The organism is Mesorhizobium loti, assembly GCF_013170705.1.
Lineage (GTDB): Bacteria > Pseudomonadota > Alphaproteobacteria > Rhizobiales > Rhizobiaceae > Mesorhizobium > Mesorhizobium loti_D.
This window is the reverse complement of the sequence record NZ_CP033334.1, coordinates 2057816-2083549: the sequence shown is the minus strand read 5'-3', so window position 1 is coordinate 2083549 and position 25734 is coordinate 2057816. Positions and strand designations below refer to the sequence as shown.

Below are 25734 nucleotides of genomic sequence, written 5' to 3'. Positions count from 1 at the left end.
GCATTGCAGAGTGCCCAACCGGGCTCTGCCGACACTTTCTCGCCAAAACAAGCCTGTTTATCGATTTATTCGCCGCGACAGACGTTGCCAGAATGTCACATCAGCGCCATCGAAACCCAGTTTCCACATCACTCTGAATTAAAAAAGCCTGAAGGTCGCTTGACATTTGTGCACCGCACAATACCCTCGGCCTCGGACAGGTTTTCCTGTCCATGCCCTCCTTGGGCGTTTCCTCCCTAGACTTCGACCGTATCGTGCAAACGATGCGGTCTTTTTTTACGCTGCGGTTTCAATGGTACGTCGCCCAAGGGTGCCTGGCGGTGAGTGTCTGCTTCGGGACAACGACACGCATGACCCGATTTCACTCAGCGGCCAGCGGCAGGTCGATGAAATGATGGTCCGGCATTGCCATCAGATCCGCTGAAAATCGCGTCAGGTCATCGGCCAGCGCGTCGAAACCGGCGGCCTTCTCAAACGTCCGCTCATTCATGTAGAGCCCGCGATTGACCTCGATCTGCAGCGCATGCAGATGGCGCGCCGGGCGACCATAGTGCTCGGTGATGAAGCCGCCCGCATAAGGCTTGTTGTGGGCGACGGTATAGCCCATCGCGGTCAGCAGGCCGATCGCGGTCTCGGTCAGGGCAGCGGTGGCCGAAATGCCGAAACGGTCGCCGATGATGAAATCGGGCCGCAGTCCGCTGTCGCCGACGCGGATGCTCGCCGGCATCGAGTGGCAGTCGATCAGCACGGCAAAGCCGAAGCGGGCATGGGTCCTGGTCAAAAGCCGCTTCAGCGTTTCGTGATAGGGTTTGTAGACGGCCTCGATGCGGGCAATGGCTTCTGCCAGCGGCAAGCGGCCGGAATAGATGTCGAGCCCCTCGCCGACCAGCCTCGGCACCGTGCCAAGCCCGCCCGCTACCCGCGCCGAGCGGATGTTGCAGAAGGATGGCACCGGTTCGGCGAACATGCGCGGGTCGAGTTCCCATGGCTCGCGATTGACGTCGAGATAGGCGCGCGGGAAATTCGCCGCCAGCATCGGTGCGCCCAGCGCCACGGCGCCGCCGAACAGCTCATCGACGTAGCAATCCTCCGAGCGCCGGATGGCGTTGCGGTCGAGCCTCGCCATGGCAAGGAAACGCTCGGGATAGTAGCGGCCGCTATGCGGTGAGTTGAACAGGAAGGGAACGCGCTGCTCTGCGCCCGATCGGATTTCGAAGGGTTGAACGACCGAAAAATCCTCGGCTGCCGTCTTCAATTTGCACGAACCCGAAAACACCAATGCATCATCGCATGAAAGTGCCACCTTGCTGGCCGCATGTCCAGCTTTTCGCCATCCGCATCGCCTTGCCGAATGCTGATAATGCTTCGCCACGTTCACTTGATGTTTACCGTCACCTCCTCATATACAGGATGGTTAACGGGCTGCCCGGGCGGCAGTCTCGGGCGGGTGATTCGGACGGGATATCATGGCACGCATTCTTCTGGCGGAAGACGACGACGATATGCGTCGGTTCCTCGTCAAGGCGCTGGAACGCGCCGGCTACCAGGTCAGCGATTTCGACAACGGCGCCAGCGCCTATGAGCGGCTGCGCGAAGAACCGTTCTCGCTGCTGTTGACCGACATCGTCATGCCGGAGATGGACGGCATCGAGTTGGCACGACGCGCCACCGAGATCGATCCCGACCTCAAGGTCATGTTCATCACCGGTTTCGCCGCCGTTGCGCTGAACCCGGATTCCAAGGCGCCGAAAGACGCTAAGGTGCTGTCGAAGCCCTTCCACCTGCGCGATCTCGTCAATGAGGTCGAGAAGATGCTGCAGGCGGCCTGAGCCGCTTTCCACAAGGGCATCGCCGCTGCGGCGAGACGACGCCTTCTTTCCTTTTTCCTGCTATTGACGCGCCGGACCAAAAGTGGTGTATGCGCGGCTTCGGATGGGCGTGTAGCTCAGCGGGAGAGCACTGCATTGACATTGCAGGGGTCACAGGTTCAATCCCTGTCACGCCCACCATCCTTTCAGATACTTAGAAGGCTTTGTGCCGCTTGGCACGGAACCCCGGGCCAAACTCGGCCGCGTTTTTCTGAAAATCAACGTGGTGGTGACCGTGGACCTTATCGCCATGCCGCGCGCCATGTGGCTCACGACATTCAGATAGATCGATACGGGTTCAACGGCCTGGCCGGCGGCTTCGTCACGCGCGAGTTGTCGAACCTCTTCCATCGGCGCGAATGTGCGCTGATTCGCCTTCCCGGACGTACCGGCGGTCGACGCGTGTAGCAGTCGGGGAATCGCACACCGGCCTCCTTCATATGAATGAAGCTACGGTTTTCAGATCAGCACATATTGATGGAACTGAAGGCCCATGAGGCATCAGGTTGGTTAGGCTGCTCAAGGCCCACCCGCCATAGCGTGGCCGCCGGACAACCGCATATGCATGGCAGGTGGCTGCAGACGATGATTGACTGGTGGAGCACGGAGCACAACGGGAGACCAACCTCGCCAACTGATCAAGCGCAATGGCAGCGCTCTTGAAACGCAGATGCTACGTCAGGAGATCGGTTCAACGTGGCGAGGAATATCGCGGCTGGGGTTCGAAGAACCGCGGCGCATGCGAGCGTTTGGCCAATGGCTCCGTCGCCGGTCGACGCACGAACCAAGCTGTACCAGCAAACGCTTCGCTGACCGCCGGTCACCGAACAAAGGCCCGATGCGCGGCGGCAGCTTCTCGGAACGCTGTCTGAACGGCGGTCGTCCAGGGGCGGTCGAGTGGGTTCTCCGCAGTTCGGAATCGTCTCCGAGACCGGTGCACGTTCAACGCAACGATCACCGCGGCCTTGTCGCCAAAACTCTACAAAATACGGGGGGTCGTCATGCCTGGCGAGGGTGAACGCATTGATCAGGCTCCGGCCCATCATCGCAATCACTGGGGCGTTATAGCCATATGTGTCAAATTGACCATGATCGCCATTTTCGTGGCAATCACCAATTTCGACTTCTGGGATCGCGTCGGAAATCTGTTCGCCAACGGGCGCTTCACCACCCTGGCTCCATTCCTCGCAATCTGGGGACTGGCCATGGTGGCGTTGTTGTCTGCGTCGTTCCAGCCCCGGCTCGTGACACGCCTGTTATGGGCCGTGCCGCTTGCACTGTCGAGCGGGGCAGCCTGGGTCTATTTCCAGGCAAGTCACGCCGATCTGTCGGTCTTCGATATCCTTTCCCTTTGGGCCAGCCGTAATTCCGTCGGCGAGGCCGCCGGTTTCTATGATCGGCTGATCTGGCCTGCCCTCGCGATCATGGCCCTTGGCGTGACGTCGCTTTCAATTCCGCCGGGAGTGACAGGCGCCTGGCTCTCGAGATGGATAGGGCGCATGGTGTGGCTTCCATTGCTGCCGATCCTGATTATTGCGGCCGTGGTTTATGCCAAGGACGGAGGCGGTTCCTCCGGCCTGCCGAAGCAGTTTGCTCCGCTGGCTCTGTCCGCAATGGCCGCAGAGCGGATCCTGACCCAAGGCGCCCCGGAGCGCCGCGCTGTCACATGGAACGCCACGGCACAGGTCAGGCCTCGCAACATCATCATGATGATCGACGAAAGCGTTCGCGCCGATTTCGTCGACCTCTCGCCTCGCAATTCGTACACACCAAACATCGCCGCCCTCGCCGACAGATTCGTCGATTTCGGTCCCGCCGTGTCTGGCGGCGACTGCAGTATTTATTCGAACGCCATACTGCGCCTCACGGCGTCGCGCCGCGATCTCGCCAATTCCGTCAATACCAACCCGACGATCTGGCAGTACGCGAAGAAGGCCGGATACCGGACGGTATATATCGATGCGCAGTCGACCGCCAAGGCAGTCGTCCTCCTGGGGAGCACGAATTTCATGACGGCGCGGGAAAAGCGCGACATCGACAAGACCTATTTCATGGACGACGTGCAGATGGACCGCGCCGATTTCCGGTTGATCGACATCCTACGCGGCGAGTTGGCCGGCAGCCAGCCAGTCTTCATTTACGCCAATAAGAACGGCGCGCATTTTCCCTATGACTGGTCCTATCCCGCATCGGAGGCCGTCTACGGACCGACAGTCACGTCGGCCGGCAAGGACACGGTCGTGACACGCTTGGCGTCGTATCGCAATGCGGTCCGCTGGTCGGTCGACCAGTTCATGAAAAAGCTGTTCGAGAGCGCCGATCTTTCGAAGACCGCGATGATCTATACGTCCGACCACGGACAGGCGATAAAAATCGGCCAAGCAACCCACTGCACCATCTATGATCCTGATCCGCGTGTGGGTCTTGTTCCACTGATGGCCTATACCGCCGATCCGGCGCTGAAGGCGCGTTTCGCGGCCGGCGCCGCGGCCAATCGCGACAAGGCGAGCCATTTCCAGATCGTTCCCACCGTGCTGGAGCTGATGGGCTATAGTCCCGCCGACATCGCGTCCGAATACGACGAGTCGCTCTTCGCGGCGACGTCCCGCCCTCCGCAATTCACCAGCGGTGACATCTTTGGGTTGTTCTCCGACTCCATGCACTGGAATTCGATAGATCTGTCACTGGACTACCTCGAGCCTGACGCGAAAAGATTGCTGCCGGATGTGGCGTCAGCGAGGGCTGAGGGCCCCTGATGGCGGGTACATCGCAATGAGCTTGGCGGGCTTGATCGCGGACACCAGATCACGCCAGTGGGCCAGCGGGTGGTGCACTCCATCGCCTGTCGCAGATCGGGTCTCCGATGCGGCGCGCGGCAGTCACACCGTGAGGCGTCAGATCCAGAACGTCTTCAGGCGGCCGAGCCGCCACCGTGCCTTCGCCAGCCGACCGGATTTCGGCTTCTTGCCAAGCTCGACCCGCCGCCTGATTCTTCTGAAGATCGCATTCCCAGGCTCGATCTTCACCAACCTTGCCGCCACCTCCACCGCCGACTTTCTGTCCTCCAGCACTTCGAGCAGGACATAGGCCGAGCACGCCATGGCGTAGGGATAGCCGGCCCTTGCCGCCGCGAAAAACACCTCGAAATCCCTGGCCATCGTCAGGAAGCCGCCAATCCGGTCGGTCAGGATGTCCATCATCGGCAACGGAATTTTGGAGCGCCGCCGGGATTGGCTGATCATCAGCGATTTCAGCATGGCCTCGCCGGCCGGATAGTTGCCTTCGCGAAAATGCGCCGCCGCCAGCTTCAGGTCATAGGCGTCGTTTTCCGGATCCAGCACCTGGGCTTTTTCCAGCAACTCCCTCGCCCGCGCCGGGTCGATCTTGTCTTCCAGCGACAGGAACGACCATTGGTAGCCAAAGGCGGCTTCAAGGGGATGATAGTCGGCTTGATGCGCCTGCAATTCCTGCATGATGATTTCCGCCGCGCGCGGTTTGCTGAACAGCGTGCTTATGTCCAGGCACGGGACCTCGCCCATGACGGACGCAACCACCGCGTAGATGCTGTTGCCGGCATGGATCCGCTGGCACCTTGCCATCAGCGCCATCTCGAAGAATGCGCTGAGCGCCTCCTCTCCCTTGAAGTCGGCGGCGCCGAAATCGTCGGTCCGCAGTGCCCCGGTTTGCGCGCTGACATAGTCGAGCGTCGCGCGATCCTGGCCGACAAGGAGCGTCGTCAGGCCCTTCGACGAGAGCTCCGACACAACAGCCTTGGCCAGGGTCGAAGGGATGACCTTGTCGGCGAAAACCAGCCTTCTGCGATGGTGGCCATGGACGATGTCGCCACTGCGAAGATGCAAGGCGGCCATCGGGCCGGGAAAGCGGCATTTGCCGGCGGCATCCAGGGCCCGCCGCACGCCCGGCGCGAACCCGAAGGCCCGCAGCGCTTCGGACCGATCCGGTTGAACACCCTGGCCACGGAAGAAATCCAGAACATCGAAGTCGTCGCAGATCCAGCCGCGCTGCCTCCCCTCTCTTGCAGCTGCTTCAAGGTCCGACGGTGCGAAGGCCGCGCCGCCAAGGACACCGAAGTCGGCAACCTTGATCGTCTCGCCCAGCCAGTGCTTGTCGATGAAGTCCGCGGAGAAGATCTTCCCGACCACGTCGACGGTATGCGATTGCTGGTCGATGATATCCCGGCTGCTCCAGGTGAAGCCGAAACGGTAGCCGAGCCTGTCGGCGAGGGCCTTCGCATTGGCCATCGCCAGCAGTCGGCCGCCCAGCCCATCTTCCCTGTTGACGACAATCAGCATCGATCCTCCGTCACGCGGCACCGAGTCGGACATCGCCCTTTTCAATGTGGAGGAGAAACCATGCATATGTCTGTTCCAATCCACCGCGAGGTTCGACCGCGTCAACCGCCGGCCAGCTGCCGCGAGGACGAGCTGTCACTTGCCGTCGCGCTTGCCCGGATCGCCAATTCGATTTCCCGAAAAAGCCGATTGGCGGGTTCCGCCTTGAGGGACAGCGTGGCCATCGTCAAGGCGGCCTCGGTTCTGCCCAGGGCCGTGTGAAGGATCTGGGCCGAGCATGCCGCGGCGTAGGGGTATCCTGCCTTGGCGGCGGCAAAGTAGAGTTCAAAGTCTCCTGCCATGATGTGGCCACGCGCCGAGGGGCGGGTCAGAACCCGCAGAATCCGCATCGGATTTTCGGCGCGGGCGTCGACTTCCTTGAGCATGAACGCTTTCAGAACCGCCTCGCCGCCTTGATAATTCCGTTCTCGAAAATAGCCGGCCGCCATCTTCAACGCATAGGCGGGGTTTTGTGGATCGAGCGCGGCCGCCTTTTCGAGAATCTCCCTCGCCTGCGCCGGGCTGGTCCTGTGTTCCGTCAGCACGAAGGCCGACTGATAACCAAAGGCGGCCTCCAGCGGATGGTAATCGGATTGCCGAGCCTTCAATTCGTCCAGGATGACCTCGGCTGTCCCGCGATTGCCGAACAAGGCTTTTGGCCTGATGACCCGGATGCCGCCCATCACCGACGAGATTGTCGCGAACACGCTGCTTCCCGCATGGATCTGTCGACACCTAGCCATCAATGCCATTTCGAAAAACGCCTTGAGTGTCTCGTCTTCAAACTGGCTCGCGCCGAAATCGTCGGCGAGAAAGGCCCCGGTCGCCGATTTCAGATAGTCGAGCGTTGTCCGGTCCTGGCCGATTACCAGCGTCGCCAGGCCTTTTGACGCCAGGTTCGATACGATCGCCTTGGCTAGCGGCGCGGGAATGACCTTGTCGCAAAACTCCAGCTCCGAGCGATAATTCCCGTGGATGATGTCGCCGCTGCGCAGATGCAGCGCGGCCATCGGCCGGGAAAACCGAGGCTTGCCGGCGGCGGCGATCGTTGCTCTCACGGATTCGGAAAAGCCAAACGTGCCAAACGTCCGATGCCTCGAGCGGGCCGACCTGTTGGCGGGCAGCATAGCCCTGAACCAGTCCTGCCGGAACGATCTCAGGATGCGGAAATCATCGCAGATCCACCCCTGGAGGCCGTTTTGACGGGCGTCGGCCGCCAGGCTGGACCGGGTGAACCGGGTTCCATCGAGGACGCCGAACCGGGCCGTGTCGATCTTCTCGCCAAGCCAGTGTCTTTCGATGAAATCGGCGGCAAAAACCTTGTCGACGGAATCGACAATATGGAATTGCATGTCGTCGATGGACCGGCGGTTCCAGGTGAAGCCGAAACGGCACCCCATTTTGTCGGCGAGACATTTTGCATTGACCATGGCAAGCAGGCGCCCTCCAAGGCCATCCGTCCTCGTCGCCGCCAATGTCTTCATCGAGAAATCGCTCAAGCGGCATCAACTTTCGGGTGCTGTCAGCCGGACCTGGCCGGCTTCGATATGCCGGAGGAACCATGCATATGTCTGCTCCAGCCCGCTGTGCAGCGAGTACCGGGGGCGCCATCCCATGGCAAACAGCCGCGAAACGTCCAGCAACTTGCGCGGTGTACCATCCGGCTTGGTCGCATCGAACGTAATCTCCACGTCGCCGCCGACGATCGAGGCGACCGTCCTGGCCAATTCGGCGATGGTGATGTCCTGACCCGAGCCGACATTGACATGGCTTTCCCCGCTGTAGGTTTTCAGGAGGGAGACCAGGGCATCGGCGGCATCGTCGACATGCAGGAACTCACGCATCGGCGTGCCCGATCCCCATACCTGCAGGGTCTTGTGACCGGCCTGCTTCGCTTCATGTGCCTTGCGCATCAACGCAGGTATGACGTGACTGGATTCAAGGTGGAAATTGTCCCCTGGACCATAGAGATTGGTTGGCATCGCCGAGATGTAGTTGACACCGTATTGACGCCGGTAGGCTTGGCAGAGTTTCAACCCGGCGATCTTGGCGATCGCATACCATTCATTGGTTGGTTCGAGCGGGCCGGTCAGCAAGGCGTCCTCGGGGATCGGCTGCGGCGCCAGTTTTGGGTAGATGCAGGATGAACCGAGGAACAGCAATTTGCCCACTTCGCTGCGGAAGGCGCCCTCGATGAGATTGGTCTGCACCGCGACATTGTCATAGAGGAAATCGGCCGGAAACCGGTCATTCGCAAGGATGCCGCCGACCTTGGCCGCGGCCATCACCACGGCATCCGGCCGACGGTCGGCCATCCAGCGTCGCACACCGGCCTGATCCAGGAGATCGAGTTCGGCGCGCGTCGCGGTCAGGATCTCGCAGTCTTCGACCGCCAGCCTGCGCAGGACGGCGGACCCGACCATGCCACGATGTCCGGCCACGAAAACCCGCTTGCCTTTGAGATCGAAGGTCTCGTTCATCGCATTGCCTCCGTCAGGAACGGCCACTGGGCCTGTTGTCGGCGCGTGCCAGATCCGACCGCACCATCTCCGCCACCAGGTCCTTGAACCCGGTCACATGCGACCAGCCGAGCCTGGTCCTGGCCTTGGACGGGTCGCCGACAAGCAGGTCGACTTCCGCCGGCCTGAAATAGCGCGGATCGATACGCACCAGAACGGCGCCTGAGCCTGCGTCGATGCCAATCTCGTCCACACCGTGCCCCTGCCAGAGAATGGTCCTTCCGGTCTCGGCAAAGGCCAGTTCGGCGAATTCGCGCACTGAGTGCGCCTCGCCGGTCGCCAGCACGAAATCGTCGGCCTCGTCGTGCTGCAGGATACGCCAAATGCCCTCGACATAGTCGCGTGCATGACCCCAGTCGCGCCTGACATCGATGTTGCCGAGATAGAGCGTTTCCTGGCGGCCATGGTGGATCGAGGCAACTGCTCGCGTGATCTTGCGGGTCACGAAGGTTTCGCCGCGAACCGGGCTCTCATGGTTGAACAGGATGCCGTTGGCCGCGAACATGCCGTAGGCCTCGCGATAGTTTACCGTCGCCCAGTAGGCATAGAGCTTGGCGGCCGCATAGGGTGAGCAGGGACGGAAGGGCGTCGTCTCGCGCTGCGGCACCTCGAGGGTCTTGCCGTAAAGTTCCGAAGTCGAGGCCTGGTAGAAGCGCACGGTCTTTTCCAGGCGCAGGATGCGGATTGCCTCAAGCAGCCTGAGCGTTCCCAGGGCATCGGCATTGGCCGTGTATTCAGGTGTCTCGAAACTGACCTGGACATGGCTCTGGGCGCCCAGATTGTAGATTTCGCTGGGCCGCGTCTCTTGCACCAGCCGGATCAGGTTCGTGGCGTCGGTAAGATCGCCATGGTGCAGGAAGAAGCTGATATCGCGTTCATGCGGGTCGACATAGATATCGTCGATACGCTCGGTGTTGAACGAGGACGAACGGCGCTTGACGCCATGGACGATATAGCCCTTCGCCAGCAGCAACCGCGCGAGATAGGCCCCGTCCTGGCCGGTTACCCCGGTTATGAGGGCCACTTTGTCCGCCATCGGCTACTGGTCCACTGATCCGCGCTCCCCTCAATACGGGCTGAGATCAATATCGCAAATCTCCCGAGCGGGGGATACTTCTAGCCGAATTTCATTCGGCTCAGACGCCCGCGACGGCGCACAGGCTCTTCATCCGCGCTATGGCAAGGTCGGGATCGGCCAGCAGGCCTGCCTGGTCGGCAAGGCGGAAGACCTCCGCATAGTGGCGGATGCCGCGTGCCGACTGCATGCCGCCGACCATCGTGAAATGATCCTGGTGGCCGTTCAGCCAGGCCATGAAGACGATGCCGGCCTTGTAATATTCGGTCGGCGCCTCAAAGATCTTTCGTGACAGCGGCACCGTCGGCGTCATAAGCGCGTCATAGCCGGCCCGGTCGCCCTCGGCGAGCCTTGCCAGGGCGGCATTGGCGACCGGCGCGATGGCGTCGAAAATGCCGAGCAAGGCATGCGAATGCCCACGGCTGTCTCCGGCGATCAATTCGGGATAGTTGAAATCGTCGCCGGTGAACATCACGACGCCGTGCGGCAGCCGATCGCGCAGCGCAACCTCCTTGCCGGCATCGAGCAGCGATATCTTTATGCCTTCGACCTTGTTTGCGTGACGTTCGATGATGGCGACCACCGTATCGAGCGCGGTCTCGAAATCGTCGCTGCCCCAATAGCCCTTCAAGGCCGGGTCGAACATGTCACCAAGCCAGTGCAGGATGACCTTGCCGGAAGCTTGGCTGAGAATCCGGTCGTAGACGGCGGCGTAGTCGTCCGCTCCCTTCGCCACCGCCGCCAATGCGCGGCTGGCCATCATGATCGCCTTGCCGCCTTCTCCTTCGATGAAAGCGAACTGCTCCTCATAGGCGGCGATCACATCGTCAAGTGTCCTGGCCGACGCCGGCGCCAGATGGTCGGTCCCCGCGCCCGAGGCAAGATCCGCGCCATCGACGGTGCGGGATTCGGCGATCGACCTGCGGATCAAGTCCCGTGCGCTTGGCCAGTCGAAACCCATGCCGCGCTGAGAAGTATCCATCGCCTCGGCGATGCGGAAGCCGAGCCGCCACAGATGGTGGCGGAACGCCATCGTCCTGTCCCAGTCGACCACGGGCCGCGACCATGGATCGGTCATTTTGAGGGGATCGGCAACGACATGCGCGGCGGCATAGGCGACGCGCGAAAACCGCGCGCCGATTACCGGCCGCACCGGCTGTCCGACAAGCGCGTAGCGGCTGCTATGGCCACCCTCACCAGGCAAGGAAATATCCATCGAGCTCTCCCTTTACCGCGCCTATAAATGGAACGTTCCAATAAATCAAGAACCTTTAAGATTCGGGAGCGGCCTTCTTGGAAATGCTGCATCGCAGCACGGTACTCGTTACAAGACATGGCCTGTGACACCAGATTATCGATTCTCCAGGTGAGAGAAAAATCTCGATTGACTCTCGATTGGAGCAGTGATTAGAACGTTCCAATAATTTGGGACCGAAACCGGGAGGAGCTATCGGGATGGCCAGCCGGGCCAAGGCGACGATCTTCGACATTGCCCGCGAGGCAGGCGTGTCCAAATCGACGGTGTCGCTCGTGCTCCAGGGCAGCGGGCTCATCCGGCCCGAGACGGCGGTCAAGGTGCGCAAGGCGATCGAGGATGTCGGCTATGTCTACAATCGCGGCGCCGCCAATCTGCGCAAGGCCCATTCCAACGTCATCGGCATGGTCATCAACGATCTCACCAATCCGTTCTTCGCCGAACTGGCGGTTGGCATGGAGCGCGTCTTCCAGTCCGCCGGCATCGTGCCCTTCATCGCCAACACGGCGGAGAATCCGGTGCGCCAGGAAGAGGTACTGAAGTCGCTGATGGAGCAAGGCGTCGCCGGCCTCATCGTGTCTCCGGCGCGCGGCACCACGCCAGGCGCTTTCCGGCGGCTGGAAATGGCTGGCGTGCCGGTTGTCTTCGCCATGCGCCGCCTGCCTGAAAGCCGCATCCCGGTGATCGCGCCCGACAATCATCGCGGCGCCTATCTTGCCGCTGCTCATCTTATCGGCAAAGGCCATCGCCGGCTGGCCTTCTTCGGCGGCACATCGGACCTTGTGGTCTATCAGGAACGGCTGGGCGGCTTTCGCGAAGCCTGCGAGACGCTGGGCATCGCCGCTCGCGACGTGCTCGTCATCGAGGGCGAGACCAGCCGCAAGGGTGGCATTGCCTGCCTGGAAACCGCACTCGCAATGGCCGAGCCGCCGACATCGGCGCTTTGCTTCAACGATGCCGTCGCCTTCGGCGTGATGCTGGCATTGCGCAAGCGCCGGCTTGAGCCGGGACCGGATTTCGCTGTCGTCGGCTTTGACGACGTGGTCGAGGCCGAACACTACATGCCGGCGCTCACCAGCGTCGCGGTTGACACAGCCGGTCTCGGCGAACGCGCCGCACACGTCATGCTCAAGATGATCCAGTCGCGCACCACGCGTGCCGAAGACCATATCGGCGCGGTCAATCTCGTGGTCAGGGAAAGTTGCGGCCCGGATCGCCGCACACGAAACAGGCCTGCAGGAACGGGGGGCGCGGCATGAGCGTCAGGTGGGGACTGATCGGCGCCAGCACGATCGCCAGGCAATTCATGATCGATGCCATTCGTGCGCAAGAGGGTGGCGAGATCGCGACGGTGATGAGTTCCAGCCCGGAACGCGCCACGGGCTACGCGCGGGAAAATGGCATTCCGGCCGCCGTGTCGAGCCTCGATGCCTTGCTTGGATCCGGCATCGACGCCGTCTACATCTCGACCACCAACGAGTTGCATCTCGAGCAGGCGCTTGCCGCCATCAAGGCTGGAAAGCATGTGTTGTGCGAGAAGCCGCTGGCGCTGACCAGCGCCGACGCACGCAAGATGGTCGCGGCCGCCAGCGCTGCCGGCATCGTGCTCGGCACCAACCATCATTTGCGCAACGCCGGTGCGCATCGCGCCATGCGTGAAGCGATCGCCGCCGGCCGCATCGGCAAACCGATCGCCGCACGCGTTTTCCATTCCGTCTATCTGCCGGAAAACCTGCAAGGCTGGCGCATCACCAAGCCCCAAGCGGGCGGCGGCGTGGTGCTCGACATCACCGTGCACGATGCCGACACGCTGCGCTTCGTGCTCGGCGACGATCCGGTCGAGGTCTCGGCCTTCACGCAAGCTGCCGGCATGGCCGGCAGCGGGCTGGAGGACGGCGCCATGTGCATCTGGCGCTTCAAATCGGGCCTCATCGCCCAGTCGCATGAAGGCTTCACCACCCGCTTCGCAGGCACCGGCTTTGAGGTGCATGGTTCGGAAGGCTCGCTGATCGCCGGCAATGTCATGACCCAGAAGCCGGACGGCTCGGTGCTGTTGCGCACGGCCAAGGGTGAGGAGCAATTGAGCTTCGACCGCGAGGATCTCTACGTCAGGTCCGTGCGTCGGTTCCATGCCGCGATCCGCGGCGACGGCCAGCCCTCCGCCACCGGCGAGGACGGTATCTGGTCGCTGGCCTCGGCCGAGGCGGCACTGCAATCGGCTAGCTCCGGCAAGGCCGTCAAGATCGACCCGAAACTCGGGAGCATGAAGTGAGCAAGGTCGTTTCCGCAACGCACGCAGCCAGCCTGATCAAGGACGGCACGGTTGTTTCCGTGTCGTCGTCGAGCGGCCTTGGCTGTCCGGACGCGGTGCTGGCCGCCATCGGGGAACGTTTCGACGCGGAAGGTCACCCGAAGAACATCACCACGCTGCACCCGATCGCCGCCGGCGACATGTATGGCATCAAGGGCATCGATCACCTTGCCAAGCCCGGCTTGCTTAAGCGCACCCTGTGCGGCTCCTATCCATCCGGCCCCTCCTCCGCCGAGCCGCCGCAGATCTGGAAGATGATCGGCGACAATTCGGTCGCCGCCTACAATGTGCCCTCCGGCATCCTGTTCGACATGCACCGCGAAGCCGCCGCCAAGCGGCCGGGCGTGCTGACCAAGGTCGGTCTCGACACATTTGCCGATCCGCGCCATCAGGGTTGCGCCATGAACGCGGCGGCAAGCGAGCCGATCGTTTCGGTGCAGCAATTCGACGGCGAGGAATGGCTCTATTTCCGCTCGATCGTGCCGCAGGTGTCGATCATCCGCGCCACCACGGCCGATGAGCGCGGCAACCTCACCTATGAGCATGAAGGCGCCTATCTTGGCGGCCTGGAGCAGGCGCTCGCCGCCCGCAACAATGGCGGCGTCGTCATCGCGCAGGTCAAGCGCGTGGTGGAGAACGGCACGCTGAAGCCGCATGACGTGCGCGTGCCCGGCGTGCTGGTCGACCATATCGTGGTGGCGCCCGACCAGTTGCAGACGACGCTGACGCCTTACGACCCGGCGATTTCGGGCGAGATCTTCCGGCCGCTGTCGACCTTCCGCAACGCCGAGATGAACGTCCAGAAGGTGATCGCCCGCCGCGTCGCCATGGAATTGCGCGATGGCATGGCCGTCAACATCGGCTTCGGTATCTCGGCCAATGTGCCGCGCATCCTTCTGGAAGAAGGCCAGCACGGCAAGGTCACCTGGGTGATCGAACAGGGCGCGGTCGGCGGCGTGCCGCTGCTCGACTTCAAGTTCGGCTGTGCCTCCAACGCCGAGGCGATCATGCCCTCGCCGCACCAGTTCATCTATTTCCAGGCCGGTGGCTTCGACGCCTCGCTGCTCTCCTTCCTGCAGATCGACCGCCACGGCTCGGTCAACGTCTCGAAACTGTCGGCCCGGCCGCATGTCACCGCCGGCGCCGGCGGCTTTGTCGACATCACCGCGCGGGCCAGGAAGATCGTTTTCTCCGGCTTCTTCAATGCCGGCGCGAAACTCTCATTGGCCGATGGCGGCATCCGCATAGACCAGGAGGGCAAGGTCAAGAAGATCGTCAGCGAGGTCGAGCACATCTCGTTTTCGGGCAGGCGCGCGGTCGCCCAGGGCCAGGACATCACCTATGTCACGGAGCGCTGCGTGATGAAGCTGACGCCTGACGGGCTGATGGTGACGGAACTGGCGCCCGGCATCGATCTCGAGCGCGATGTACTGGCGCAGTCCGAAACACCGCTTGGCGTCGCCAACGACCTCAAGGTGACTCCGGCCGCGCTCTATCAGGATCGGCCTATCGGCCTGTCGCTCGATGGCGGCGCTTCGCTCGGAGGCGTGCATGGCTGAGCCTCTCGTCACCTTCGAGCGGGACGGCGCCATCGGCATCGTCACCTTGCGGCGGCCGGAAAAGTTCAACGCGCTGGATATTCCGATGCTGCGGGCGCTGGAAACGGCGCTCGAAACGGCCGAGGCGGCTGAAGGCGTGCGCGTCGTGCTGTTGCGCGGCGAAGGCAAGGGCTTTTGCTCCGGCGGCGATGTCGAGGCGTGGGCGCAGATGAACGCGGCCGACTTCCAGGTGCAATGGGTGCGCTACGGCCACCGGGTGTTCGACCGGCTGGCAAGGCTGCGGCAACCGACGATTGCCGTGCTGTCGGGCCATGCGCTGGGCGGGGGGCTGGAGCTTGCCGCCGCCTGCGATTTCCGCGTCGCCGAGGCGCATGTGAAACTGGGTTTCCCCGAAACCTCGATCGGCGTCGTGCCCGGCTGGTCCGGCACGCAGCGCGCCGTGCGCCGCTTCGGCGCCCAGACCGTGCGCCGCTTGGCCTTGGGTGGCGAGATACTTCTCGCCCCCGAAGCGCTGGCCCTTGGCGTGGTCGACAGGGTCGTTGAAACCGGCAACGGGCTGGCCCAGGCCAGCGCCTGGGCGCAGACGATCGCCGAGCGCGGGCCGTTGGCGACCGAAGCCGCCAAGCTGATGATCGCTGTGGCCGAAGGCGAGGAAAGTGCGGCGGCAACGGAAGCGCTGGCCAGCGGTTTCATCGCGCTCTCCGGCGACCTCAAGGCTGGTGTAAGCGCTTTCAAGACCAAGCAGAAACCAGCATTTTCAAGAAGCTAGAGAAAAAATCCTGATGAACGCCCCCCTCAACATCGCCATGCCCGCCGAAGCGTCAGCGGCGCCAAGAACCTATCGGCTGCTGATCGACGGCAAGCATGTCGACGCCGGGGATGGCCGCACGCTGGAACGCAAGAGCCCCGGCCATGGCTTCACCGTTTCGCGCTATGCGCAGGCCGGCGAGGCCGAGGTGGAAGCGGCGATGCAGGCCGCGCACAGGGCGTTCGAGACCGGCCCGTGGCCGCGCATGAAGGCCTCCGAACGCGCCGCAATCCTGTTCAAGGCGGCCGACCTGATCGAGACGCGGCTGGAAGACATCGCCCGGCTCGATGCGCTGGAATCGGGCAAGCCGATCGCCCAGGCGCGCGGCGAGATCGGCGGCGCCGTCGACATCTGGCGCTATGCCGCCTCGCTCGCCCGCACGCTGCACGGCGAGAGCTACGCCAATCTCGGCGACGCCATGCTGGGCGTGGTCGTGCGCGAACCGATCGGCGTCGTCTCGATCATCACGCCGTGGAATTTCCCGTTCCTGATCGTCAGCCAGAAAATGCCCTTCGCGCTTGCCGCCGGCTGCACGGCCGTGGTCAAGCCGAGCGAGATGACCTCGGCCTCGACTTTCGTGCTCGGCGATATCCTGCTTGAGGCCGGCTTGCCCGCCGGCGTCGTCAACATCCTTGCCGGCCTGGGCGGTGATGTCGGCGCGCCGATGGTCAGCCATCCGCTGGTCGAGATGGTGTCGTTCACCGGCTCGACCCGCGTCGGCAAGATGACGATGGCGTCCGCCGCGCAGTCGCTCAAGAAGGTCTCGATGGAGCTCGGCGGCAAGAACGGCCAGATCGTCTTCCCCGATGCCGATCTCGAAGCTGCCGCCGACGCGGCGGTGTTCGGTGGCTTCTTCAATGCCGGCGAATGCTGCAACGCCGGCAGCCGGCTGATCGTGCACGAGGCGATCGCCGACGACTTTCTTGCCGCCGTAAAGGCACTTACGTCGAGAGTAACGGTGGGAGATCCACTGGACGATCGAACCAAGGTCGGCGCGATGATCTCGTCCGACCATCTGGCCAAGGTGACCGGTTACGTTACGGCGGCTGCAAGCGGCGGCGGCAATGTTTACAACGGCGGCCGGCAGCTGGTCTCCAATGCCGGCCAATATCTCGACCCGACCATCATCCGCGGCGTCACCGAGGACATGGCCATCGCGCGCGAGGAAGTGTTCGGCCCGGTGCTCTCCGTGCTGACTTTTGAAACGATTGAAAAGGCGTTGCACATCGCCAACAACACGCCCTATGGTCTGTCTGCAGGCGTGTGGAGCGCCAGCATCGACACGTGCATGTCGGTGGCGCGTGGGGTGCGTTCGGGGACGGTTTGGGTGAACACATTCATGGAAGGTTATCCCGAGCTGCCTTTCGGAGGCTACAAGCAGTCCGGTCTCGGACGCGAACTCGGCAAACGCGCCGTCGAGGACTATACCGAGGAAAAGACAATCCAGTTTCATCGCGGCCAGCGCACAGGATGGTGGGTCGGCTGAGTTTGGAAGAACCCGGTGGGCTTCCACCGGTCGTGCAATGCAACAAGGGAGGAAGTACATGTTGCGCAAACTGCTTATCGGAACGGCTCTCGCGACGAGCTTTGCGTTCTCGGCGCATGCCGCGGACGTCAAGGAAGTGCAGATGCTGCATTGGTGGACGTCGGGCGGCGAAGCGGCTGCCCTCAACGTCTTGAAGGGCGATCTCGCCAAGGAAGGCTATGCCTGGAAGGACGTGCCTGTGGCCGGCGGTGGCGGCGACGCCGCCATGACCGCGCTGAAGGCGATGGTCGCTGCCGGCAACTATCCGACCGCCTCCCAGATGCTCGGCTACACCGTGCTCGACTATGCGGCGGCCGGCGTCATGGGCGACCTGACCGAGACGGCGAAGAAGGAAGGCTGGGACAAGTCGGTTCCGGCCGCCCTGCAGAAGTTCTCCGTCTATGAAGGCAAGTGGGTCGCGGCCCCGGTCAACGTCCACTCGGTCAACTGGCTGTGGATCAACAAGGCTGTCATGGACAAGATCGGCGGCACCGAGCCGAAGACCTTCGACGACTTCGTTGCCCTGCTCGACAAGGCCAAGGCGGCGGGCGTGATCCCGCTCGCTCTCGGCGGCCAGAACTGGCAGGAAGCCACCATGTTCGACTCGGTCGTGCTGTCGACCGGCGGACCCGAGTTCTACAAGAAGGCCTTCAACGACCTCGACGACGCTTCGCTCAAGTCCGACACGATGAAGAAGTCGTTCGACAACCTGGCCAAGCTCGTCACCTACGTCGACCCGAACTTCTCGGGCCGCGACTGGAACCTTGCCACCGCCATGGTGATCAAGGGTGATGCGCTGGTGCAGGTCATGGGCGACTGGGCCAAGGGCGAGTTCCACGCCGCCAAAAAGACCCCGGGCACGGACTTCCTGTGCTATCGCTTTCCGGGCACTGACGGCTCCGTGATCTACAACTCCGACATGTTCGGCATGTTCAACGTTCCGGACGATCGCAAGGCCGCCCAGGTCGCACTGGCCACCGCCACCTTGTCGAAGAGCTTCCAGTCGGCCTTCAACGTCGTCAAGGGTTCGGTTCCGGCCCGTACCGACGTTCCCGACACCGACTTCGACGCTTGCGGCAAGAAGGGCATCGCCGACCTGAAGGCAGCCAATGACGGCGGCACGCTGTTCGGCTCGCTGGCCCAGGGCTATGGCGCGCCTCCGGCGGTCGCCAATGCCTACAAGGACGTCGTCTCGAAGTTCGTCCATGGCCAGATCAAGACCTCGGACGAAGCCGTGACCGAGCTGGTCAAGGCGATCGACGACGCCAAGTAAGCGCCGGCCGCGAAAACACCTTCCCCGCTTCGGCGGGGAAGGTTTCATCCCACGATTGGCCGGCTCGACACCATGCCGACCAAGGACCCGTCCGCACGGGCCGCCTTGCCGCCTGACAGCAGCGCAGGGACGATCCGAAAACGGGAGGAGCTCATGAGCACGCTAGCAACAAGCCAGATCAAGCTGACGCCGGAGCATGCACGGCCCCGCGCCACTGTGCGCTCGCGCCTGCAGGACGCCCTGCCGAAGATCGTGCTGGCGCCAAGCTTCGCCATAACGATCGTCTTCGTCTACGGCTTCATCCTGTGGACGATCTATTTGTCCTTCACCAATTCCAAGACCTTCCCGTCCTATGTCATCACCGGCTCGCGCGCCTATCAGCGGCTGTGGGGCTGGACCTTCGACACCGACCCGCCGTCGAGCTGGTACACGTCGATCACCAACATGGGCATTTTCGGCTTTCTCTACATCCTGATCTGCCTGGCGCTCGGCCTGTTCCTGGCCATCCTGCTCGACCAGAAGATTCGCGGCGAAGGCGTGCTGCGGCCGATCTACCTCTATCCCATGGCGCTGTCCTTCATCGTCACCGGCGTCGCCTGGAAATGGTTCCTCGATCCAGGACTCGGCCTCGAGCAGACCTTGCATCAATGGGGCTGGACGAGCTTCCACTTCGACTGGATCAAGAACAAGGATTTCGTCATCTACACGGTGGTCATCGCCGGTGTCTGGCAGGCCTCCGGCTTCATCATGGCGATGTTCCTGGCCGGCCTGCGCGGCATTGACGGCGAGATCATGAAGGCGGCGCAGATCGACGGCGCCACCACCTTCCAGCTCTACCGCCGCATCGTCATTCCGCTGCTCAGGCCAATCTTCCTGTCGGCCTTCATCGTGCTCGCCCACCTTGCCATCAAGTCCTATGACCTTGTCGTTGCGCTGACCTCAGGCGGCCCCGGCGGCTCGGCCTGGCTGCCGTCCAATTTCATGTACGAGTACACTTTCAAGCGCAACGAAATGGCTGTCGGCTCGGCCAGTGCCGTGATCATGCTGATGACCATCGTCGCCATCATCGTGCCCTATCTCTATTCGGAACTGCGGGAGAAGCCGCGATGAGCGCTGTCGCCACCCCTGCCCGCCAGGCCTCCAGCGGCATGAGCACCAAGACCCTCAACCGTGTCGTCATCTACGGGCTGCTGGCGCTGTTTGCGCTGTTCTACCTGATGCCGCTGTTCGTCATGCTGGTCACCTCATTCAAGACCATGGACGAGATCCAGAACGGCAACATGCTGGCGCTGCCCAAGGCCCCGACCTTCGATCCGTGGCTGAAGGCCTGGGGCGAGACCTGCGTCGGCCTCACCTGCGCCGGCATCAAGGGTTATTTCTGGAACTCCATCAAGATGGTGGTTCCGGCCGTGCTGATCTCGACCATGCTCGGGGCGCTCAATGGCTACGTGCTGACCAAATGGCGTTTTCGCGGCGCGACACTGGTGTTCGGGCTGATGCTGTTCGCCTGCTTCATCCCGTTCCAGTCGGTGCTGCTGCCGATGGCGACGATCCTGGGCAGCCTCGGCCGCTTCGGCGTCTCGCTGCAGAACTCGGTCGGCACCAGCTTCGGCCTCGGCAATCCGACGGTCAACCTGGTCTTCGTCCATGTCGTCTACGGCATCGGCTTCACCACTTTGTTCTTCCGCAACTATTACGAGGCCTTCCCGACCGAATTGATCAAGGCCGCACAGGTCGACGGCGCCTCCTTCTTCCAGATCTTCCGCCGCATCATGCTGCCGAACTCGATGCCGATCTTCGTCGTCACCGTCATCTACCAGTTCACCAACATCTGGAACGACTTCCTGTTCGCTTCCGCCTACGCCGGCACCGGCGACGCGATGCCGATGACGGTGGCGCTCAACAACGTCGTCAACACCTCGACCGGCGTCGTCGAATACAACGTCAACATGGCGGCCGCGATGATCGCGGCTCTGCCCACCCTGATCGTCTATGTCGTCGCCGGCCGCTATTTCGTGCGCGGGCTGATGGCGGGCGCGGTCAAAGGCTGACCACATTCAGAAGGAACGATCATGGCTTTTCTGGAAATTGATGGGCTGAAGAAGCGCTTCGGGAATGTTGAGATCCTGAAGGGCATCAATGTCGAACTCGAAAAGGGCGGCTTCCTGGTGCTGGTCGGCCCGTCAGGCTGCGGCAAGTCCACTTTGCTCAACACCATCGCCGGCCTGGAGCAGATCACGGAGGGCGAGATCCGTGTCGACGGCCGCGCCATCAACGATCTGCACCCTTCCAAGCGCGACATCGCCATGGTGTTCCAGAGCTATGCGCTCTACCCGAACATGACGGTGGCCGGGAACATCTCCTTCGGCATGGAAATGCGCGGCGTGCCCGCCGACGAGCGCCAGAAGGCGATCGACAAGGTGGCCAAGGTGCTGCAGATCGGCCATCTCCTGCAGCGCAAGCCAAGCCAGCTTTCGGGCGGCCAGCGCCAGCGCGTCGCCATGGGCCGGGCGCTGGTGCGCGACCCCAAACTGTTCCTGTTCGACGAGCCGCTGTCCAACCTCGACGCCAAGCTGCGCGTCGACATGCGCATCGAGATCAAGCGCCTCCACGCCACGACAGGCACAACCATCGTCTACGTCACCCACGACCAGATCGAGGCGATGACGCTGGCCACCAAGATCGCCGTGATGCGCGACGGCGAGGTGCAGCAATTCGGCACGCCGGCCGAAATCTACAACAACCCGAGCAACCTGTTCGTTGCCGACTTCATGGGTTCGCCGGCCATGAACCTGATCCCGGCGACCATCGCCACCTCGGGGAATGCGCTGTCCGTCGTGCTGCAGCGCGAGGCGCGCGAGCCGATCACGCTGCCGATGGCCAATGCGCCGGCCGGTCTCTCGGCATTCCAGGGCAAGCCGATCATCTTCGGCGTGCGGCCGGAAGCACTGACCGATCCGGAAGGCGCCGAGCGCAATGCCTCCAACATCGCCACCGCCGACCTGCACATCGAAGTCGTCGAACCGGCCGGCTCCGACACCTTCGCCGTCACCAATCTCGGCGGCAAGGGCGTGGTGGCGCGGCTGCGCGCCGACGCCAACATCCAGCCGGGCACCAACACGCCACTTGCCTTCAACCTGACCAAGGCGGTGTTCTTCGATCCGGCGACCGAGAACCGCATACGCTGATGTATGTCGCCCAAAAGTGGATCCGGTTTTGGGGCAACGACATGCATCAAAACAAAAACCTAAAGCGCGTCGGGACGCGATTTAGGCCATGACAAATCCAGACATCGTCATCATCGGCTCCGGCATCGGCGGCGCCACGATCGCCTCCGGTCTGGCCGGCAGCGGCGCCTCGATCCTGATGCTGGAGCGCGGCGAGCCCCTGCCCGCAACGCCGCATGCGCGCGACACGCGCTCCATCTTCGTCGACGGCCACTACCGGCCGAAGGAGATGTGGCGCGAAGCCGGCGGAGCCGCCTTCAATCCTGGCAATTACTATTATGTCGGCGGCAATTCGAAATTCTACGGGGCGGTGCTGATCCGCTACCGCAAGGAAGATTTCTCCGCCATGGAGCATTTCGGCGGAGTCTCTCCGGCATGGCCGTTTTCCTATGACGAGTTCGAGCCCTGGTATTCGAAGGCAGAGCAGCTCTTTCGCGTGCGCGGCACGCTGGGGGAAGACCCGACCGAGCCGTTCCACTCGATCCCCTACGCCTACAAGCCGGTGCCCGACGAAGCGCCGATCGCCCGCGCCCGCGCCGAACTCAAGGGGCTGGGCCTGCATCCGGCCTCGCTGCCGCTCGGCGTCGACATCGACACCTGGCTGAAAGGAGGCAGAACCGGCTGGGACGCTTTCCCAAACACCGGTCAGGGCAAGATGGACGCCCAGACGGCACCGCTCGCGGCAGCGTTGAAGGACAGCAACGTCCGGCTCGAGACCGGCTGCTATGTCGAATATCTCGAAGCGGCGCCCGATGCTAAAAACATCGCCGCCATTCATTACCGGCAGAATGGCGAGGCGAAGAAAGTCACGCCAAAACTGGTCATCCTGTCCGCCGGCGCGGTCAATTCCGCCGTCATCCTGCTGCGTTCGCCGTCAGCCAACAACGGCAAGGGCGGCAAGGGCCTTGCCAACCGCTCCGACCAGATCGGCCGCAATTTCATGAACCACAATTCCAGCGCCATGCTGGCCATCGACCCGCGCCGCAGAAACGATGCCGTCTACCAGAAGACGCTGATGCTGAACGACTACTATCTCTCGGACGGCAAGGGCGGCAAACCACTGGGCAATGTCCAGTTGCTCGGCAAGATCGACGGCAACATGCTGAAGGCCAATGTCAAGACGATGCCGAGATTCGCGCTCGATTACATGGCCGGCCACGCTGTCGACTGGTACCTGATGTGCGAGGACCTGCCGGATCCCGAAAGCCGCATCATGGTCGACGGCAACGACATCGTCATGCAATGGCGGCGCTCCAACATGCAGTCGCTTGACGGCCTGACCAGGGTGATGCGCGAAAACTTCCGCGCCTGCGGTTATCCCATCGTGCTCTCGCGCCCCTTCGACAAACGCACCCCCTCGCACCAGTGCGGCACGGTCAAGATGGGCGACGATCCGGCGACTTCACCGCTCGATCCGTTCTGCCGGTCGTTCGACCACCAGAACCTGTTCGTCGTCGACGCCAGTTTCCTGCCCAACTCGGCTGCCGTGAACCCGGCGCTGTCGATCGCAGCTCAGGCGCTGCGCGTGGCCGACCATATCCGCAAGTCGGACCTCGTGGCATGACCCGCCCGTCGGCCATCGTCACGGGCGGTGCGCGCGGCATCGGGCTAGCCTGCGTCGAGGCGCTGGCGGATTCAGGTTTCGACATTCTGGTCGCTGACCTCGCTGAACAAGCGCCGGACAGGCTTGCCGCCGACATCGCCGGGCGTGGTGGGAAGTTCGCCTACATCAAATGCGACATCGCAAACCTCAACGATCACCCTGTGTTGGTCGATGCCGCCATGCGCGCCTTCGGCCGCATAGATTGCCTTGTCAACAATGCCGGCGTCGGTGCCGTGGTACGCGGCGACCTGCTGGAGCTGAAACCGGAGAATTTCGACCGTACGCTCGGCATCAATCTGCGCGGCACGGTGTTCCTCAGCCAGGCGGTCGCCAAGGCGATGCTGGCCGCACCGGGCGATCACAAAAGATCGATCATCACCATCACCTCGGTCAGCGCTGACATGGCCTCGCCGGAACGCTCCGACTACTGCATCTCCAAGGCCGGCCTTTCCATGTGGGTGAAGAACCTGGCGCTCAGGCTTGCCCCGGAGAACATCGGCGTGTTCGAGCTGCGGCCGGGCATCATCCGCACCGACATGACGGCAGGCGTGAGCGCCAAATACGATGCCTTGATCGAGGCCGGGCTGGTGCCGGCCAAGCGCTGGGGCGAAGCAACCGACATCGGCGCGGTGGTGGCGACGCTTGCCGCCGGCAAGCTCGGCTTTTCGACCGGCTCGATCATCAATGTCGACGGCGCGCTCTCCGTGCCGCGATTGTAAGTGGAAACGACATGACCGATTACATCATCGTGGGCGCCGGCCCGGCCGGCTGCGTTCTGGCCAACCGGCTGAGCGAGGATCCGGCGAATTCGGTGCTGCTGCTCGAAGCCGGCGGCAAGGACTGGCATCCCTACATCCATATGCCGGCGGGCTTCGCCAAGATGACCAAGGGCATCGCGTCCTGGGGCTGGTCGACCGTGCCGCAGAAGAACATGAAGGACCGCGTCTTCTGGTACACGCAGGCCAAGGTGGTCGGCGGCGGCTCCTCCATCAACGCCCAGATCTACACGCGCGGCAACGCCCGCGACTACGACGCCTGGGAGAAGGAAGAGGGCCTCGCCGGCTGGGGCTATCGCGATGTGCTGCCCTACTTCAAACGCGCAGAGAACAACCAGCGCTACGCCAACGATTTCCATGGCGATCAGGGGCCGCTGGGCGTATCGAATCCGATCTCGCCGCTGCCGATCTGCGAGGCCTATTTCCGCGCCGGCCAGGAGATAGGTATTCCCTTCAATCCGGATTTCAACGGCGCCAGCCAGGAAGGCGTCGGCTATTACCAACTGACGCAGAAGGACGCCCGGCGCTCATCCGCTTCGGTCGCCTATCTCAAGCCGATCCGCGCGCGCAAGAACCTCACCGTCCGAACCGACGTGCTGGTGACCCGCATCGTTGTCGAGAAGGGCCGCGCCATTGGTGTAGAGGTCGTCGACCGCCCCGGTGGCGAGAAGAAAATCCTGCGCGCCGATCGCGAGGTGATTGTCTCGTCCGGCGCCATCGGCTCGCCGAAACTGTTGATGCAATCGGGCATCGGTCCGGCCGATCATCTGAAATCGGTCGGCGTCACGCCGGTGCACGACCTGCCCGGCGTCGGCTCCAACATGCAGGACCATCTCGATCTGTTCGTCATTGCCGAGTGCACCGGCGACCATACTTACGACAACTACGCCAAGCTGCACCGCACGGCCTGGGCTGGCCTGCAGTACCTGCTGCTCAAGAAGGGGCCGGTAGCCTCCAGCCTGTTCGAAACCGGTGGCTTCTGGTACGCCGATCCGACCGCCGCCTCGCCCGACATCCAGTTTCACCTGGGTCTCGGCTCCGGCATCGAGGCCGGCGTCGAGAAGCTGAACAATCCCGGTGTCACCTTGAACTCGGCTTTCCTGCGGCCGCGCTCGCGCGGCACGGTGCGGCTGAAGAGCGCCGACCCGGCCGACCATCCGCTGATCGACCCGAACTACTGGTCCGATCCCTACGATCGGGCCATGTCGCTCAAGGGGCTGCGGCTGGCGCGCGAGATCATGCGGCAGAAGGCGCTTGCCCCTTACGTGCTGCGCGAAGTGCTGCCCGGCCCGTCGCTGGCCAGCGATGACGAGCTGGTCGACTATGCCTGCCGCACCGCGAAGACCGATCACCATCCTGTCGGCACCTGCCGCATGGGCCACGATGACATGGCCGTGGTGACACCGGACCTGCGGCTGCGCGGTATCGAAGCCTTGCGCGTCTGCGACGCCTCGGTGATGCCGCGCGTGCCCTCCTCCAACACCAATGCACCCACGATCATGGTCGGCGAAAAGGGCGCCGACCTGATTCTCGGTCGCGAACCGCTACCGCCGGCGGTGTTTTCCGGAAACCGGGCTGCTTGA

The 25734-nt window shown here is 62.9% G+C and carries 20 protein-coding genes and 1 tRNA gene; 15 read left to right on the top strand and 6 right to left on the bottom strand.

Annotated features, from left to right (window positions below; translation table 11 throughout):
* Positions 1-361: 361 nt before the first annotated feature.
* On the bottom strand, positions 362-1303 hold the full coding sequence (locus EB815_RS10190; RefSeq protein ID WP_056577539.1) for an N-formylglutamate amidohydrolase: 942 nt from the start codon (positions 1301-1303) through the stop codon (positions 362-364).
* A 163-nt stretch (positions 1304-1466) separates the two neighbouring features.
* On the opposite strand from EB815_RS10190, the gene cpdR reads away from it, so the two are divergent.
* The 3 genes from cpdR (at position 1467) to EB815_RS10175 (ending at position 4624) form a co-directional block, all read left to right on the top strand.
* Complete coding sequence (gene cpdR / locus EB815_RS10185; protein ID WP_006199474.1) at positions 1467-1829, top strand: cell cycle two-component system response regulator CpdR; 363 nt, start codon at positions 1467-1469, stop codon at positions 1827-1829.
* 105 nt (positions 1830-1934) lie between these two features.
* Positions 1935-2009: transfer RNA gene (locus EB815_RS10180), tRNA-Val, on the top strand.
* An 860-nt stretch (positions 2010-2869) separates the two neighbouring features.
* Positions 2870-4624, top strand: coding sequence for a sulfatase-like hydrolase/transferase (locus EB815_RS10175; protein WP_081295181.1), 1755 nt, complete (start codon positions 2870-2872; stop codon positions 4622-4624).
* A gap of 138 nt (positions 4625-4762) precedes the next feature.
* On the opposite strand, the gene EB815_RS10170 is transcribed toward EB815_RS10175, so the two are convergent.
* The 5 genes from EB815_RS10170 to EB815_RS10150 form a co-directional block, all read right to left on the bottom strand.
* Positions 4763-6214, bottom strand: a complete 1452-nt coding sequence (locus tag EB815_RS10170) for a tetratricopeptide repeat protein (protein WP_244494146.1) — start codon at positions 6212-6214, stop codon at positions 4763-4765.
* A gap of 68 nt (positions 6215-6282) precedes the next feature.
* The gene (locus EB815_RS10165) at positions 6283-7347 is read right to left on the bottom strand and encodes a hypothetical protein (protein ID WP_171883281.1); all 1065 of its coding nucleotides are present in this window, start codon (positions 7345-7347) and stop codon (positions 6283-6285) included.
* 378 nt (positions 7348-7725) lie between these two features.
* Positions 7726-8700 carry a GDP-L-fucose synthase gene (gene fcl / locus EB815_RS10160; RefSeq protein ID WP_056577547.1) on the bottom strand — a complete coding sequence of 325 codons (975 nt, stop codon included), beginning with the start codon at positions 8698-8700 and terminating at the stop codon, positions 7726-7728.
* Between the two features lie 13 nt (positions 8701-8713).
* Complete coding sequence (gmd, locus tag EB815_RS10155) at positions 8714-9775, bottom strand: GDP-mannose 4,6-dehydratase (RefSeq protein ID WP_056577550.1); 1062 nt, start codon at positions 9773-9775, stop codon at positions 8714-8716.
* A 100-nt stretch (positions 9776-9875) separates the two neighbouring features.
* Positions 9876-11030 (bottom strand): dihydrodipicolinate synthase family protein, encoded by a 1155-nt coding sequence (locus tag EB815_RS10150; RefSeq protein WP_056577553.1) that lies wholly within the window; start codon positions 11028-11030, stop codon positions 9876-9878.
* Between the two features lie 239 nt (positions 11031-11269).
* Between EB815_RS10150 and EB815_RS10145 the strand changes: the two genes are divergently transcribed.
* From EB815_RS10145 to EB815_RS10090, 12 genes are all read left to right on the top strand, one after another.
* Entirely contained in the window at positions 11270-12328 is a 1059-nt protein-coding gene (locus tag EB815_RS10145; RefSeq protein ID WP_056577560.1) for a LacI family DNA-binding transcriptional regulator, read from the top strand.
* Positions 12325-13341, top strand: coding sequence for a Gfo/Idh/MocA family protein (locus tag EB815_RS10140; RefSeq protein WP_056577563.1), 1017 nt, complete (start codon positions 12325-12327; stop codon positions 13339-13341). Before EB815_RS10145 ends, EB815_RS10140 begins: the two co-directional genes overlap by 4 nt.
* The gene (locus EB815_RS10135) at positions 13338-14939 is read left to right on the top strand and encodes an acyl CoA:acetate/3-ketoacid CoA transferase (protein WP_056577566.1); all 1602 of its coding nucleotides are present in this window, start codon (positions 13338-13340) and stop codon (positions 14937-14939) included. Before EB815_RS10140 ends, EB815_RS10135 begins: the two co-directional genes overlap by 4 nt.
* Entirely contained in the window at positions 14932-15708 is a 777-nt protein-coding gene (locus tag EB815_RS10130) for an enoyl-CoA hydratase/isomerase family protein (RefSeq protein WP_056577933.1), read from the top strand. Before EB815_RS10135 ends, EB815_RS10130 begins: the two co-directional genes overlap by 8 nt.
* 13 nt (positions 15709-15721) lie before the next feature.
* A complete protein-coding gene (locus EB815_RS10125) occupies positions 15722-17233 on the top strand; it encodes an aldehyde dehydrogenase family protein (protein WP_056577569.1) in 1512 nt (503 codons plus the stop codon).
* A gap of 58 nt (positions 17234-17291) precedes the next feature.
* The gene (locus EB815_RS10120; RefSeq protein ID WP_056577572.1) at positions 17292-18545 is read left to right on the top strand and encodes an ABC transporter substrate-binding protein; all 1254 of its coding nucleotides are present in this window, start codon (positions 17292-17294) and stop codon (positions 18543-18545) included.
* Between the two features lie 153 nt (positions 18546-18698).
* Complete coding sequence (locus EB815_RS10115; RefSeq protein ID WP_056577574.1) at positions 18699-19655, top strand: carbohydrate ABC transporter permease; 957 nt, start codon at positions 18699-18701, stop codon at positions 19653-19655.
* Positions 19652-20596, top strand: a complete 945-nt coding sequence (locus EB815_RS10110) for a carbohydrate ABC transporter permease (RefSeq protein WP_056577577.1) — start codon at positions 19652-19654, stop codon at positions 20594-20596. Before EB815_RS10115 ends, EB815_RS10110 begins: the two co-directional genes overlap by 4 nt.
* A 21-nt stretch (positions 20597-20617) precedes the next feature.
* Positions 20618-21733 (top strand): ABC transporter ATP-binding protein, encoded by a 1116-nt coding sequence (locus EB815_RS10105; protein WP_056577580.1) that lies wholly within the window; start codon positions 20618-20620, stop codon positions 21731-21733.
* An 88-nt stretch (positions 21734-21821) separates the two neighbouring features.
* A complete protein-coding gene (locus EB815_RS10100; protein WP_056577583.1) occupies positions 21822-23336 on the top strand; it encodes an FAD-dependent oxidoreductase in 1515 nt (504 codons plus the stop codon).
* Positions 23333-24094, top strand: a complete 762-nt coding sequence (locus EB815_RS10095; protein WP_056577586.1) for a 3-ketoacyl-ACP reductase — start codon at positions 23333-23335, stop codon at positions 24092-24094. The genes EB815_RS10100 and EB815_RS10095 overlap by 4 nt, the downstream gene beginning before the upstream one ends.
* Positions 24095-24105: 11 nt before the next feature.
* Entirely contained in the window at positions 24106-25734 is a 1629-nt protein-coding gene (locus EB815_RS10090; protein WP_056577588.1) for a GMC family oxidoreductase, read from the top strand.